At 73.3% G+C, this 13,269-nt stretch carries 9 protein-coding genes; 6 read left to right on the top strand and 3 right to left on the bottom strand.

Annotation, left to right across the window (positions count from 1 at the left end; all coding sequences use genetic code 11):
- Nucleotides 1-5: 5 nt before the first annotated feature.
- Both NX794_RS15280 and NX794_RS15275 read right to left on the bottom strand, forming a co-directional pair.
- Complete coding sequence (locus tag NX794_RS15280) at nt 6-1,382, bottom strand: ABC transporter substrate-binding protein (protein WP_258779066.1); 1,377 nt, start codon at nt 1,380-1,382, stop codon at nt 6-8.
- A 200-nt stretch (nt 1,383-1,582) separates the two neighbouring features.
- A complete protein-coding gene (locus NX794_RS15275) occupies nt 1,583-4,906 on the bottom strand; it encodes an FHA domain-containing protein (protein ID WP_258779065.1) in 3,324 nt (1,107 codons plus the stop codon).
- A 382-nt stretch (nt 4,907-5,288) separates the two neighbouring features.
- Between NX794_RS15275 and NX794_RS15270 the strand changes: the two genes are divergently transcribed.
- From NX794_RS15270 to NX794_RS15255, 4 genes are all read left to right on the top strand, one after another.
- The gene (locus NX794_RS15270) at nt 5,289-7,040 is read left to right on the top strand and encodes a serine/threonine-protein kinase (RefSeq protein WP_258779064.1); all 1,752 of its coding nucleotides are present in this window, start codon (nt 5,289-5,291) and stop codon (nt 7,038-7,040) included.
- A 135-nt stretch (nt 7,041-7,175) separates the two neighbouring features.
- Entirely contained in the window at nt 7,176-8,408 is a 1,233-nt protein-coding gene (locus tag NX794_RS15265) for a serine/threonine-protein kinase (protein WP_258779063.1), read from the top strand.
- Nucleotides 8,409-8,706: 298 nt separating this feature from the next.
- Nucleotides 8,707-9,813: a peptide chain release factor 2 gene (gene prfB, locus NX794_RS15260; RefSeq protein WP_258779062.1), complete on the top strand. Its 1,107-nt coding sequence runs from the start codon at nt 8,707-8,709 to the stop codon at nt 9,811-9,813.
- Between the two features lie 297 nt (nt 9,814-10,110).
- Nucleotides 10,111-11,013, top strand: a complete 903-nt coding sequence (locus tag NX794_RS15255; protein WP_258779061.1) for a hypothetical protein — start codon at nt 10,111-10,113, stop codon at nt 11,011-11,013.
- A gap of 115 nt (nt 11,014-11,128) precedes the next feature.
- Here NX794_RS15255 and NX794_RS15250 read toward each other — a convergent pair whose 3' ends face one another.
- Nucleotides 11,129-11,320 carry a hypothetical protein gene (locus tag NX794_RS15250; protein WP_258779060.1) on the bottom strand — a complete coding sequence of 64 codons (192 nt, stop codon included), beginning with the start codon at nt 11,318-11,320 and terminating at the stop codon, nt 11,129-11,131.
- A gap of 255 nt (nt 11,321-11,575) precedes the next feature.
- Between NX794_RS15250 and ftsE the strand changes: the two genes are divergently transcribed.
- Together ftsE and ftsX are read left to right on the top strand one after the other, a co-directional pair.
- A complete protein-coding gene (ftsE, locus tag NX794_RS15245) occupies nt 11,576-12,265 on the top strand; it encodes a cell division ATP-binding protein FtsE (RefSeq protein WP_258779059.1) in 690 nt (229 codons plus the stop codon).
- 35 nt (nt 12,266-12,300) lie between these two features.
- Nucleotides 12,301-13,218 carry a permease-like cell division protein FtsX gene (gene ftsX, locus NX794_RS15240; RefSeq protein ID WP_258779058.1) on the top strand — a complete coding sequence of 306 codons (918 nt, stop codon included), beginning with the start codon at nt 12,301-12,303 and terminating at the stop codon, nt 13,216-13,218.
- The last annotated feature ends 51 nt before the right edge of the window (nt 13,219-13,269 follow it).

Here is a 13,269-nt window from a genome sequence, read left to right as displayed (position 1 = left end):
CCGGATCAGCTCCCGCTTCCGTAGGCCGCCGCCGCGTCCTTCTCCAGCTTCGCCTGGGCGCCCGCGACGTCGCCCGGGTTCTTCAGGAAGTCCTGGAGGTCCTTCCACTCGCCCTTGCCCGGGGTGCCGCCGAAGGCCTGCGGAGCCTGGTCGGACATGTCGAAGCGGAAGTCGTCGCCGGACGCGACCAGCGCCTTGGCGATCTTCCGCTGCACCGCGTTCGGGTACGCCGACACCGGCACGTTCTTGTTCGGCGAGAGGTAGCCGCCCAGCTTGGCCTGGATCGTCGCCGCGTCCGGGGAGGCCAGGAAGGTCGCCAGGGCTTGCGCCGCCTTGGAGTCCTTCAGGATCACCGCCGCGTCACCGCCGGAGACCACGGGCGCGGTCGAGCCGACGGCGGGGAACGGGAACACCTTGGCGTCCGTGCCCACCTTGGCCTTGGTCTCGCCGATGTTGACCTGCACGAAGTCGCCCTCGTAGACCATCGCCGACTTCGGCTGGTCGCCGCCGGTGAAGGTCTGGGTGACCGACTGCGGGAACTCGGTCTGGAGCGCGCCGTCCTGGCCGCCCGCGAGGTAATCCTTCTTGCCCCAGAGCTGCGCCAGCGTCGTCAGCGCCCGCTTCACCGAGGGGTCGGTCCACTTGATCTTGTGCTGGGCGAGCTGGTCGTACTTCTCCGGGCCCGCCTGGGACAGGTACACGTTCTCGAACCAGTCCGTCAGCGGCCAGCCGTCCGCGCCGGCCACCGAGAACGGCGTCACCCCGGAGTCGTAGACGGCCTGGGTGGCGGTCAGCAGGTCCTTCCAGGTCTTGGGCTCCTGGGCGCCCGCGTTCTCGAAGACCTTGGCGTTGTACCAGATCAGCGACTTGTTGGCGGCCTTGTAGTAGACGCCGTACTGCTTGCCGCCGACCGTGCCGATGTCCTGCCAGCCCTGCGAGTAGTTCTCCGCCAGCTCCTTGCGCGCGTCCGCGCCGAGCGGCTTGGCCCAGCCCTTCTGCACGGCCTGCTTGATGGCGCCGGGCTGCGGCAGCATGGCCACGTCCGGCGGCTGGCCGCCCGCGATCTTCGAGCCGAGGAAGTTGATGATCGGGTCCTGGGCCGGCACGAAGGTCACCTTCGCGCCGGTGCGCTTCTCGAACTCGGCGAGGACCTTCTTGAAGTTGGCCTGCTCGGCGCCGGTCCAGACGGCGGCGACCTCCAGGTGGGCGCCGTCCAGTTTCGGCAGGGAGACGGTGGAGCCCTGCGTGGCGCCGCCCTTCTCCCCGTTCTCCTTCTTGTCGTCGTCACCGCCGGAGCACGCGGTGAGCGCGAGGGCCCCCGCGAGCAGCGCGGCGAGCGCGCTGACGGCCCGGTGTGTCCGGATGGTGCTGCTGCTGTGCATCACTTCCCCGCTCGTCGTTCGCCGTTGAACGTCTCGGAACGTCTCGCACGCCATGAACGCCATGACGCCATGAACGCCGCAACGTCCGTCCCGTGCGGTCCGGTGTACGCCGGGCCGCGCGGGGGCGGCAAGACCGCCTGCGCGGTCCACGGGGTGATCGTGACCGGCTCGTGATCGAGGAGGTATGCGTTGACGGTCCGCTAGAGCAGGGACGGCACCTCGGTGGCCGAGACCTGGCGGGCCGCTCGCTCCACTGCGCTGGCGAGGAGGGCCAGGTCGGTGGGGCCGTTGCCCAGTTCGCGGACCGGGCGGCGGGTGGGCGGGTCGCCCATCCGCCGCCAGTCCAGCGGGACGACCGTGGGCCGCTGGGTGGCGGTGCGCGGGATACGGCCCGTGACCCGGCCGGACTGGAAGTCGGTGGCCCGGCCGTCCGCGCCGGTCAACCGCCCGCGCCCCGGCGCCGGTTCGTCCGGTCCGGGCTGGGGGGCGTCCAGCGTGACCCGCAGCGTGGCCCGGCGGGCCGGTTCGCTCTCCGCCGTACGGCCTCCCGCTCCGGCCGCCGCCACCAGGTGCAGGCCGAGCCGCTCGCCCTCCCGGGCCACCGCCTCCAGTGCCCGCATCACCGAGCCGGCGGCGGGCCGCCCCGGCGAGCCGAGCGGCGGAGAGACCAGCGCGTCGAGATCGTCGACGACCACCACCAGGCGGGGCAACGGCGGTGCGGCCTCGGCGCGTTGCCGCGCCGCGCCGCCCGGGCGCAGCCGCAGGGTCGAGCTGGGCGGGCTTTCTATGTCCCCGCCGGGGGCGGTGCGCTGGGCGACGACACGGCCCGGCACCCCGCGCCCGGCACCGGCATGCCAGTCGGCGAAGTCCGCGCGGCCCAGCAGCTCGGCCCGGCGCTTCAGCTCGGCGCTCAGCGACTGCGCGAACTCCCGCATGCGCACCGGGTCGTTGACGGCGAGGTGGGTGGTGACGTGCGGTATGTCGGTACAGGTCCGCAGGCCCTCGTCCCGCCCGGCGCCGCTGCCGACGCCGTCCCGGCCGTCGATCAGGACGATGCCGAGGCGGTCCGGCCGCTCGGCGGCGGCCAGCGAGGCGACCACGGCCCGCAGCAGTTCGGTACGGCCGCTGCCGGCCGGCCCCTCGACCAGCAGATGCGGGCCGTCGGCCACCAGGTCGGCGGTGAGCGGCCCGCGCGGGCCGGCGCCCAGCACGGCGCGGGCCCGGCCGCCCACGGACCGGGCGTCGTCCGCCGCGTCCGCCCAGCGGGCCATCAGCGACGCCGGGGTGGCGCGGGCCAGCCCCAGCTCGTCCAGCAGCCGCGCGGACCGGGGCAGCGGGACGGCCACCCGGGCGTGCGGCTCGCCGACCGGGCCGTCCGGCCGCAGCGGTGCCAGCGCCCGCGCGAACCGCTCCGCCCAGGCGGGGGACACGGCGTCCACGGCGGCGACGGTCCCCGGTCCGACCGGTCCGCCCGGCCCCACCCGCATCAGGTGCAGCGCGGCGGCGACGTCCCCGCCGAGCAGCGCGACCGCGCCGCAGTGCCGGAAGGCCGGCGTCACCGCGCAGGCGTCCTCGTACGTCCGGGTCACCGGGGAGGCGGCCGAGGCCGGGTCGGTCTCCGCGAGGCACACCAGGTGGATCCCGGCCCGGGGCCCGGCGGCGGCCAGCCGCGCGAGGGCGTCCCGCAGGGCGCTGCCGCCGGGGTCGCCGTCCACGACGACGACCGTGTAGGGGCCGGGGAAGCCGGTGCCGCCGGCCGCGAGGGCCTGGCCGTCCCGGGCCCAGGAGGGGCGGCGGGCGGAGGCGTCGGGGTCGGTCGCGGGGGTGCCGGGGGTCTCCACCCGCGTGGGGGCGGGCGCCGGCGGCGGGCCGGACGCGGCCGGGTGGGCCGTGCTTCGGCCGGTCGCCGCGTGGTCGTCGAGCCGGCGGAGCAGCTCCTCCGTACGGGCCGCGGCCTGCTCGCGGTCGTAGGCGAGCAGCAGCCGGCAGTCCTGCCCGTGCCCCGGCCGCACGTGCGGGAGCCAGCCCAGCCAGGACCACTCGGCCGCGCGGTCCTCGACGGGACGCGACCGGTCGGCACTGATCAGCACGATCTCCAGCAGATCCGGCGAGTGCAGCGCGGCGAGCTGCGCCAGCACCGAGCGGACCAGCCCGGACAGCCGGGGGCGCGGACCGGCCAGGCCCAGCGCGCCGGCCTCGCGCAGCGCCGCCGTCACCGGTACGGCGGGCAGCGGGCCGGTGCCGTCCGGGGCGCTCCGGTCGGCCGTGCCGAGCCGCAGGGTCAGCGCCTCGGGGTGTCCAGGGCCGCGCTCCCAGAGCCGGGGTCCCGGGCCCAGCGCGGTCAGCAGCAGCGCGGCCGGGTCGGGCCAGGTGTCGGGCTGGTGCGGGGCGGTGGGCGCCGGCGCCTCGGCGATCGGTTCGGCGGGGCCGGCCCCCGGCAGCGCACCGGCGGGCGGCTCGGCGCGGGCACCGGCCAGCCGCCTGGCCCATGCCCCGAGCCCGCGTCGCCGTGTACCCGCCGGTACGTCGGTCTCCGCCGCCGGCGTGCCCTCGCGGCCGGTGTCCATCGGTAGACGGCCGGTGTCCACCGGAAGGCGGCCGGTGTCCATCGGCAGGTGGCCGCCGTCCACCGGAAGGTCGTAGCCGTGCTCGTGGGAACCGCCCACCCCGAGGCGCCCGACGTGGGTGTCCCCGAAGGCGCCCCGGGTCTCGATGCCCGGCGCGGCGGCCTGCCCCGGCACCACGAGAGGCTCGGCGTGCCGGTGCTCCCGGCCCCCCGGGGAGCCGTAGGCCGAGGACGGCGGCCGTACGTCAGCCGGTCCGCCCGGGGACCCGGCGCCCGGTGCGCCCCCGGCGGGAACCCGCACGCACCCCTCCCCGTCGGCCACCACCCCGACCCGCGCCCCGGTGCCCCCCGACGGGGTCACCCTGAGCGCGGACTCACCGATCCGGAGCAACGCCCCCGCCGGGAACCGCACCGCCCGCTCGCCCACCCGCTCGCCGTCGAGCGTCGTGCCATTCGTCGAGTCCAGGTCGGCCACCGCGACCCGGCCGTCCGCGCCGACGGTGACCGCGCAGTGCAGCCGCGAGACGTCCGGGTCGTCCAGCGGCACGTCCGCCTCGGCGGAGCGGCCCACCGTGATCCGGCCGCCGTGCAGCAGGTGCACCCCGCCCGCGTCCGGTCCCGCCACCACGTGCAGCTGGGTCGGGGCGTCGTCCAGCTCGGGGTGGGGTTCGGCGGCGGCGGGGGCGCCGAGGGACAGGACGGCGCCGTCGACCAGCGGCGGCTCGCCCAGGACGCAGCGGCGGAGATCCAGCCGGTCGGTGCCGGCATAGAGGACGACCGGTGCGCCGCCCGTGTCGCGGCCGGTGCCGCCCTCCCCGGCGACCGCCCCGGCCAGTGCCGACGCGACCGCGGCCAGGTCCGTGCCCGTGGGCGCCGTGACCAGCACGTCGCGGCTCGCGGCGCGGCCCCGCTGCGGGGACGGGCCCAGCGGGTCTACGACGGTCAGCCGGATCTGCATCGGCGTCAGCGGTCCCTTCTGCGCGGGTCTGCGCGGGCGCGGACTTCCCCCCACTCCCACACGAGCACGTCGGCCCGTACCGCCGGCACCGGCGGTACTGGGGTGCATCCTCGCACCTGCCACTGACAGCGCGCCCGGCACCCGGTACGAAGTGATCTTGATTGGTCGGCTCTGCCCCCAAAAATGCCTGACCAGTGGTACGGGCGTGATCAGTTGAGATCGGTCACGTCCACTCCCCGGCAACCACGCGACCGGACAGAGCGTCTTCCCTTCGAACATGCTCGGGAGTGACAACGCGGTGCCCCGGGACACGGCACTACAGTGGGCCGGAACACCGGAATGCGGTACGGCAACCATCAGCAAGCAGCAGGGAGCGCGTGACGTGCGGCCAGTCGGCAGCAAGTACCTGCTTGAGGAGCCGCTCGGACGCGGCGCCACAGGCACCGTCTGGCGTGCCCGCCAGCGCGAGACCGCGGGCGCCGAAGCGGCCGTGCCGGGCCAGCCCGGTGAGACCGTCGCGATCAAGGTCCTGAAAGAGGAACTGGCCGGCGACCCCGACATCGTGATGCGCTTCCTGCGGGAGCGCTCCGTGCTGCTGCGCCTCACCCACCCGAACATCGTGCGGGTGCGCGACCTGGTCGTCGAGGGCGATCTGCTGGCGCTGGTCATGGACCTCGTCGACGGCCCCGACCTGCACCGCTACCTGCGCGAGAACGGCCCCTTCACCCCCGTCGCCGCCGCGCTCATGACGGCCCAGATCGCCGACGCGCTCGCCGCGAGCCACGCCGACGGCGTCGTCCACCGCGACCTGAAGCCCGCCAACGTGCTCCTCCTGCAGCGCGACGGCCGGATGCACCCGCTGCTGACCGACTTCGGCATCGCCCGCCTCGCCGACTCCCCGGGCCTGACCCGCACCCACGAGTTCGTCGGCACGCCCGCCTACGTCGCGCCCGAGTCCGCCGAGGGCCGCCCGCAGACCTCCGCCGTCGACATCTACGGCGCCGGCATCCTGCTGTACGAGCTGGTCACCGGCCGCCCCCCGTTCTCCGGCGGTTCCGCCCTCGAAGTGCTCCACCAGCACCTGAGCGCCGAGCCGCGCCGCCCCTCCACCGTCCCCGAACCGCTGTGGACGGTGATAGAGCGCTGCCTGCGCAAGAACCCCGCCGAGCGGCCCAGCGCCGAGAACCTCGCGCGCGGGCTGCGGGTGGTCGCCGAGGGCATCGGGGTGCACGCGAACCCCGCGCAGATCGCCGCCGCCGAGGGGGTCGGCGCCCTGCTCGCCCCCGACCCGGACCCGGCCGCCGTACCGGGCGTGCCCGGCGCCGCCGACCCCACCCAGGTGCTGCCGACGAACGCGCCGCAGGGGTCGTACGACCCGAACGCCGCGACCAGTTTCCTGCCGCACACCGGCGGCCCGGCCGGCGCCGCCGACCCCACCGCCGTCCTGCCGAACACCGGCGCGGCCGATCCGACGGCGGTCCTGCCGCCGGTGCCGCCCGCCCCGCCGGGACAGCAGGACCAGTACGGCGGCTACGGGCAGCAGGACCAGCAGGGACAGCGGCCCGACCAGCCGCACCCGTGGCAGACCCAGCTGCGCGCCGCCCGCGACCGCAACGAGCAGACGCAGGTGCAGTACCTCGACCCGGACGAGGACCCGCTGCGCCGCCGCCCCCAGCGGCAGGTGGCCCGGCCCCAGCAGCAGCCGCGCCAGGCACCGCAGGGCCGCCCGCAGCAGCCTCAGCCGCGCGGCAGGCAGCAGCAGGCGCCGGCCGGGTACGGCTACCCGCAGCAGCAGCCTCAGCAGTACGCCCCGCAGCAGCAGCCCCAGCGGTACGCCCCGCCGCAGCCGCCGCAGCGGTACGCGCCGCCCGCCCCGGAGCCGCAGCGGCCCGCGCCCGAGCCGCGGGCGCCCCGGCAGCGCGGCGCCAACCCGATGAAGATCCCCGGGCTGGGCTGCCTCAAGGGCTGCCTGTTCACGATCGTCATCCTGGTCGTCGCGAGCTGGCTGGTCTGGGAGCTGACCCCGCTGCACAGCTGGATCGGCCAGGGCCGCGGCTACTGGGACCAGATGAGCGACTGGATCGGCAAGGCCGTCGGCTGGGTCAGGGACCTGGGCTCGTCCGCCGGTAACTGAGCGGCCGGAGCGGCGGGGATTCCCGCACGGGCTTGGGGATTTGTCGACACCCGGCGGGTGATTTCCGTCTCCGCGGTGAAGGTTGGCTCGTCGGACGCGTAGTTTTAACGACAACACGCGTCGGTAGGAGCAGCCTTGGCACGGAAGATCGGCAGCCGGTACACCGCCCACCAGATCCTGGGGCGGGGCAGTGCCGGCACGGTGTGGCTGGGAGAGGGCCCGGAGGGTCCCGTCGCGGTCAAGCTGCTGCGCGAGGACCTCGCCTCCGACCAGGAGCTGGTCGGGCGCTTCGTGCAGGAGCGCACCGCGCTGCTCGGCCTGGAGCACCCGCACATCGTCTCGGTCCGCGACCTGGTGGTCGACGGCAACGACCTGGCCCTCGTCATGGACCTGGTCCGGGGCACCGACCTGCGCACCCGGCTGGAGCGCGAGCGGCGGCTCGCCCCCGAGGCGGCCGTGGCGATCGTCGCCGACGTCGCCGACGCGCTGGCCGCCGCCCACGCGGCCGGGGTCGTGCACCGGGACGTCAAGCCGGAGAACGTGCTGCTGGACATGCGGGGCCCGCTCGGGCCGGGCGGCGCGCACCCGGCGCTGCTCACCGACTTCGGCGTGGCCAAGCTGATCGACTCGCCGAAGCGGACCCGGGCCACGAAGATCATCGGGACGCCCGACTACCTGGCCCCGGAGATCGTCGAGGGACTGCCCCCGCGGGCGGCCGTGGACATCTACGCGCTCGCCACCGTCCTCTACGAGCTGCTGGCCGGGTTCACCCCCTTCGGCGGCGGCCACCCCGGCGCGGTCCTGCGGCGGCACGTGACCGAGACCGTCGTACCGCTGCCCGGCATCCCCGAGGAGTTGTGGCAGCTCCTCGTGCAGTGCCTGGCCAAGGCGCCCGCCTCCCGGCTGCGCGCCTCGGAGCTGGCGGCGCGGCTGCGCGAGCAGCTGCCGATCCTCGCCGGGCTGCCGCCGCTAGACGTGGACGAGCCGGACCCGGCGGACGAGGACGCGGCCGACGAGCCGGTGCCGTCGGCCGGGGCGGCGGGGGAGCAGCCGGTACGGCGCCGGGGTGCCGTCTCCCTGGTCCCCGGGGCCAAGCCGGACTCCAACCGGGACACCCACACCTCGATGCGGGTGCCGGCGCCGGACGAGCTGGCGGGGGGCGCCCACGGGACGGCTCGCGCCCCTCGGGCCACCGGTGCGCCCCGGCCGGGCTCGGCACGGCACCGTGCCACGGTGCGGCGGCGCCGGATCACGCTGGGCGTGGCCGGAGTGGTCGTCGCGGCACTCGTGGGCGTCGGCGCGTGGTGGGCCTCGGCGGACGGCGACACCGAGCCGCCGCACGGCACCCGGTCGACGTCGGCGCCGTAGCCTCTGGCCGGCGGCCTCAGCGGGGTTCCCTTCCCGGCGGACCGTCGGCTCGCTTCCCGTCCTTTCCTCCCACCCACCCACCCGTCTCGGTCGGCCGAACAGTGGCCCCGGCGCCACTGGCCCCCACCCCAGCCGCACCGTCGGCTCGCTTCCCGTCCTTTCCCACCCGCCCACCCGTCTCGGTCGGCCGGACAGTGGCCCTGGTGAGCCCCGGCTCCGCCCCGGCGGAGGGGGTGTGTGGCCGTGCGGCTCCCCGTACCCTGCCCGGCCCGCTCGGCGGAGCCGTTACGCTGGGGGTGTGGCAGTCGTCGATGTATCCGAAGAGCTGAAGTCCCTCTCCTCGACCATGGAGTCGATCGAGGCCGTCCTGGACCTCGACAAGATGAGGGCAGACATCGCCGTGCTCGAGGAGCAGGCGGCCGCGCCGTCCCTGTGGGACAACCCGGACGAGGCGCAGAAGATCACCAGCAAGCTCTCCCACCTCCAGGCCGAGGTCAGGAAGGCGGAGGCGCTGCGCGGGCGGATCGACGATCTCGCGGTCCTCTTCGAGATGGCCGAGGAGGAGGACGACCCGGACACCCGCGCCGAGGCCGAGTCCGAGCTGACCTCCGTGCGCAAGGCGCTCGACGAGATGGAGGTCCGCACCCTCCTGTCCGGCGAGTACGACTCCCGTGAGGCCCTCGTCAACATCCGCGCCGAGGCCGGCGGCGTCGACGCCGCCGACTTCGCCGAGAAGCTCCAGCGCATGTACCTGCGCTGGGCCGAGCAGCGCGGCTACAAGACCGAGATCTACGAGACGTCGTACGCCGAAGAGGCCGGCATCAAGTCGACCACCTTCGCCGTCCAGGCGCCGTACTCCTACGGCACCCTCTCCGTCGAGCAGGGCACCCACCGCCTCGTGCGCATCTCGCCCTACGACAACCAGGGCCGCCGCCAGACCTCCTTCGCCGGCGTCGAGGTGCTGCCCGTGGTCGAGCAGACCGACCACGTCGAGATCGACGAGTCCGAGCTGCGCGTCGACGTCTACCGGTCCTCCGGCCCCGGCGGCCAGGGCGTGAACACCACCGACTCCGCGGTGCGCCTCACTCACCTGCCCACCGGCATCGTCGTCTCCTGCCAGAACGAGCGCTCGCAGATCCAGAACAAGGCGACCGCGATGAACGTCCTCCAGGCCAAGCTGCTGGAGCGGCGCCGGCAGGAGGAGCAGGCCAAGATGGACGCCCTCAAGGGCGACGGCGGCAACTCCTGGGGCAACCAGATGCGTTCCTACGTGCTGCACCCCTACCAGATGGTCAAGGACCTGCGCACCGAGTTCGAGGTCGGCAACCCGGAGGCCGTGTTCAACGGCGAGATCGACGGGTTCCTGGAGGCCGGCATTCGCTGGCGCAAGCAGCAGGAGAAGTAACTTTGTCGACATGACAACTGCCGTCCCCGGGGCGGCAGTTGTCGTATGTCTGGGTTTTACCTCACACTCACAGGTTTCAACTTCCCCCAAACGCCCCTCCGGTGGACATTGCGCCCGCAACGGCCTTGACGTTGCTGGGAAAAATCGGAAGGGTGATGCGCGGCATGCGTACTTCGGGGCGCATGTGAACCGGGGGATCGAGCTGACGCGGTAACGCGTCACCAGCTGCCTCCGTCGATCACGGCACCGCCCCACGCGCCGCCTCACTGACGATCAGCTACTGGGGGTAGCAACCACATGACGAAGAAGACGCGGATCCGGGTCGCGCGGATAGCCGCGGGCGCCGTGATCGCGGCCGGTGCGTCCCTGACCGCCGCGGGTGCGGCGTCCGCACTCGACGCCAACATCCAGGCCGGTCCGATCAGCATCGGCGTGACCGCCGACGGCAAGGACACCGACGGCACGACCGAGGGCAGCACCGAGGGTGACATCTCGGGCGCCTCCGTGGGCGTGACCGAGGGCACCGACGGCGGCTCCACCACGGACGGCGGGGACGGCGGTGTCAGCGGCACGGTCACCATCGGCGGCACCGACGCCGGCACCACGACCGACGGCAGCACCGGTACCGACGGCGGCACGGACGGTGGCACCACGACCGACGGCAGCACCGGTACCGACGGCGGCACAGACGGTGGCACCACGACCGACGGCAGCACCGGCACCAGCGGTGGCACGGACGGTGGCTCCACCACCGACGGCGGCACCGGCACCGACGGCGGCTCCGGCAACACCGGCGGCACCGGCACCGACGGCGGCTCCGGCAACACCGGCGGCGACGGTGGGAACTCGACCGGCGGCAACTCGACCGGTGGCAACTCGACCGGCGGCGGCAACACCGGCGGCGACACCGGCGGCCACTCGACCGGTGGCGGCAACGCGTCCGGCGGTGGCTCCACCGACGGCGGCAACAACACCACGCCCAACGGTGGCAACGACAACGCCTCGCAGGAAGAGGGCTCCTCGGTCATCACCGACACGGGCTCCGACACCACGGCCCAGGGCGGCGACAAGCAGCTCGCCGAGACCGGTGCCGGGCAGACCGCGTTCCTGCTCATCGGTGCCGCGACGATGATCGCCGGCGGCATCGGCTTCCGGGTGCTGCCGCGTCTGGCCGGCGCCCGGGGCGGCGCCGCGGCCTGAGCGTGGCCGCACGGTCACGCAGCGCACGCGTGATGCACGGTGAAGGGCCCGGAGCATGCCGCTCCGGGCCCTTCCGGCTGTCCGCCGGGTCGTCTTCGGGCGGGTCCCTACGCGGTTACGCGGTCTGATGCGCCAGCAGCGCGACCGCGGCGATCAGCACCGCCAGCATCGCCACGAGCGCCATCGGGTTCAGCCCGCCCAGGAAGCCCTCCTGCTGCATGCGCGCACGGTTGGCCCGGCACACCGGGCACCGGCCCTCGCTCACGGGCGCCGCGCAGTTCGCGCACACCAACCGGTCGTACGTCATGCGCTCGCCCTCCTCGCACCGGCCATCACACCTACACCGCTCACGAACTACAACGCTCACGGAAACGGGAACGTTCCCCCCTCCACTGTGCCAGGTTCCACCGGAGCCCGCGCGGGGCCCGGAAAGACCGGTGCGGAAATCAGGAGCGGGTACAAAACCGCACAAGTATTGCCCAACCTCAACCCGCGACTGCACTTGCACACCCGGTTCGCGTATGGTCACGCTCATCTACCCCCGGCGACTCGTGGTGCATCCGTGATCCGATTCGACAACGTCTCCAAGGTCTACCCCAAGCAGACCCGCCCCGCCCTGAGGGATGTCTCCCTTGAGGTGGAGAAGGGCGAGTTCGTCTTCCTCGTGGGGTCCTCCGGCTCCGGAAAGTCCACCTTCCTGCGGCTGGTCCTCCGCGAGGAGCGGTGCAGCCACGGCCAGGTGCACGTGCTGGGCAAGGACCTCGCCCGCCTCTCCAACTGGAAGGTGCCGCAGATGCGCCGCCAGCTCGGGACGGTGTTCCAGGACTTCCGCCTGCTGCCGAACAAGACGGTCGCGGAGAACGTGGCCTTCGCGCAGGAGGTGATCGGCAAGTCCCGCGGCGAGACCCGCAAGTCCGTGCCGCAGGTGCTCGACCTCGTCGGCCTCGGCGGCAAGGAGGACCGGATGCCCGGCGAGCTGTCCGGCGGCGAGCAGCAGCGCGTCGCCATCGCGCGCGCCTTCGTCAACCGGCCCAAGCTGCTGATCGCCGACGAGCCCACCGGCAACCTCGACCCGCAGACCTCCGTCGGCATCATGAAGCTGCTCGACCGGATCAACCGGACGGGCACGACCGTCATCATGGCGACGCACGACCAGAACATCGTGGACCAGATGCGCAAGCGCGTCATCGAGCTGGAGAAGGGCCGCCTCGTCCGCGACCAGGCCCGCGGCGTCTACGGCTACCAGCACTGAAGCAAGTTCACGACGGAAAGGCTTGACCAGACGCCATGCGCGCCCAGTTCGTCCTGTCGGAGATCGGTGTGGGTCTCCGCCGCAATCTGACGATGACCTTCGCCGTCATCGTCTCCGTAGCCCTGTCCCTGGCGCTGTTCGGCGGCTCCCTGCTGATGAGCGACCAGGTGAGCACCATGAAGGGCTACTGGTACGACAAGGTCAACGTCTCGATCTTCCTGTGCAACAAGCACGATGCCGATTCGGACGTCCACTGCGCCAAGGGCGCGGTCACCGAGGACCAGAAGAAGCAGATCCTCGCCGACCTGAAGAAGATGCCGGTCGTCGAGACGGTCACCTACGAGTCCCAGGACCAGGCGTACAAGCACTACAAGGAGCAGTTCGGCAACTCGCCGCTGGCCGGCTCGCTCACGCCGGACCAGATGCAGGAGTCGTACCGGATCAAGCTCAAGGACCCGCAGAAGTACCAGGTGATCGCGTCCGCGTTCAACGGCCGTGACGGCGTGCAGTCGGTGCAGGACCAGAAGGGCATCCTGGACAACCTCTTCCAGCTGCTGAACCTGATGAACCGGGCCGCGCTCGGGGTGATGGCGCTGATGCTGCTGGTCGCGCTGCTGCTGATCGTCAACACCGTGCGGGTGTCGGCGTTCAGCCGCCGGCGCGAGACTGGGATCATGCGCCTGGTCGGTGCCTCGGGCTTCTACATCCAGGCGCCGTTCATCGCCGAGGCGGCCGTCGCCGGACTGATCGGCGGCAGCGTCGCCTGTGTCTTCCTGGTCGCCGGGCGGTACTTCACCATCGACCACGGCATGGCCCTGTCCGAGAAGCTCACGCTGATCAACTTCGTCGGCTGGGACGCGGTGTTGACCAAGCTCCCGCTGATCCTCGCCACCAGTGTTCTGATGCCGTCGCTTGCGGCGTTCTTCGCGCTGCGCAAGTACCTGAAGGTGTGACGCATCCCCCCGGGACCGTACGGTCAAGCGTCCGTACGGTCCCCCGTGTTG

The sequence above is a fragment of the Streptomyces pyxinicus genome (assembly GCF_024753135.1).
Classification (GTDB): domain Bacteria; phylum Actinomycetota; class Actinomycetes; order Streptomycetales; family Streptomycetaceae; genus Streptomyces; species Streptomyces pyxinicus.
The sequence above is the reverse complement of the archived record's forward strand: the minus strand, read 5'-3'. Positions and strand labels throughout refer to the sequence as shown.

Coding starts and splice junctions, on each gene's coding strand:
- NX794_RS15280 (WP_258779066.1), bottom strand. CDS start 1,382: ATGCACAGCAGCAGCACCATCCGGACACACCGGGCCGTCAGCGCGCTC.
- NX794_RS15275 (WP_258779065.1), bottom strand. CDS start 4,906: ATGCAGATCCGGCTGACCGTCGTAGACCCGCTGGGCCCGTCCCCGCAG.
- NX794_RS15255 (WP_258779061.1), top strand. CDS start 10,111: ATGACGAAGAAGACGCGGATCCGGGTCGCGCGGATAGCCGCGGGCGCC.
- NX794_RS15250 (WP_258779060.1), bottom strand. CDS start 11,320: ATGACGTACGACCGGTTGGTGTGCGCGAACTGCGCGGCGCCCGTGAGC.
- ftsX (WP_258779058.1), top strand. CDS start 12,301: ATGCGCGCCCAGTTCGTCCTGTCGGAGATCGGTGTGGGTCTCCGCCGC.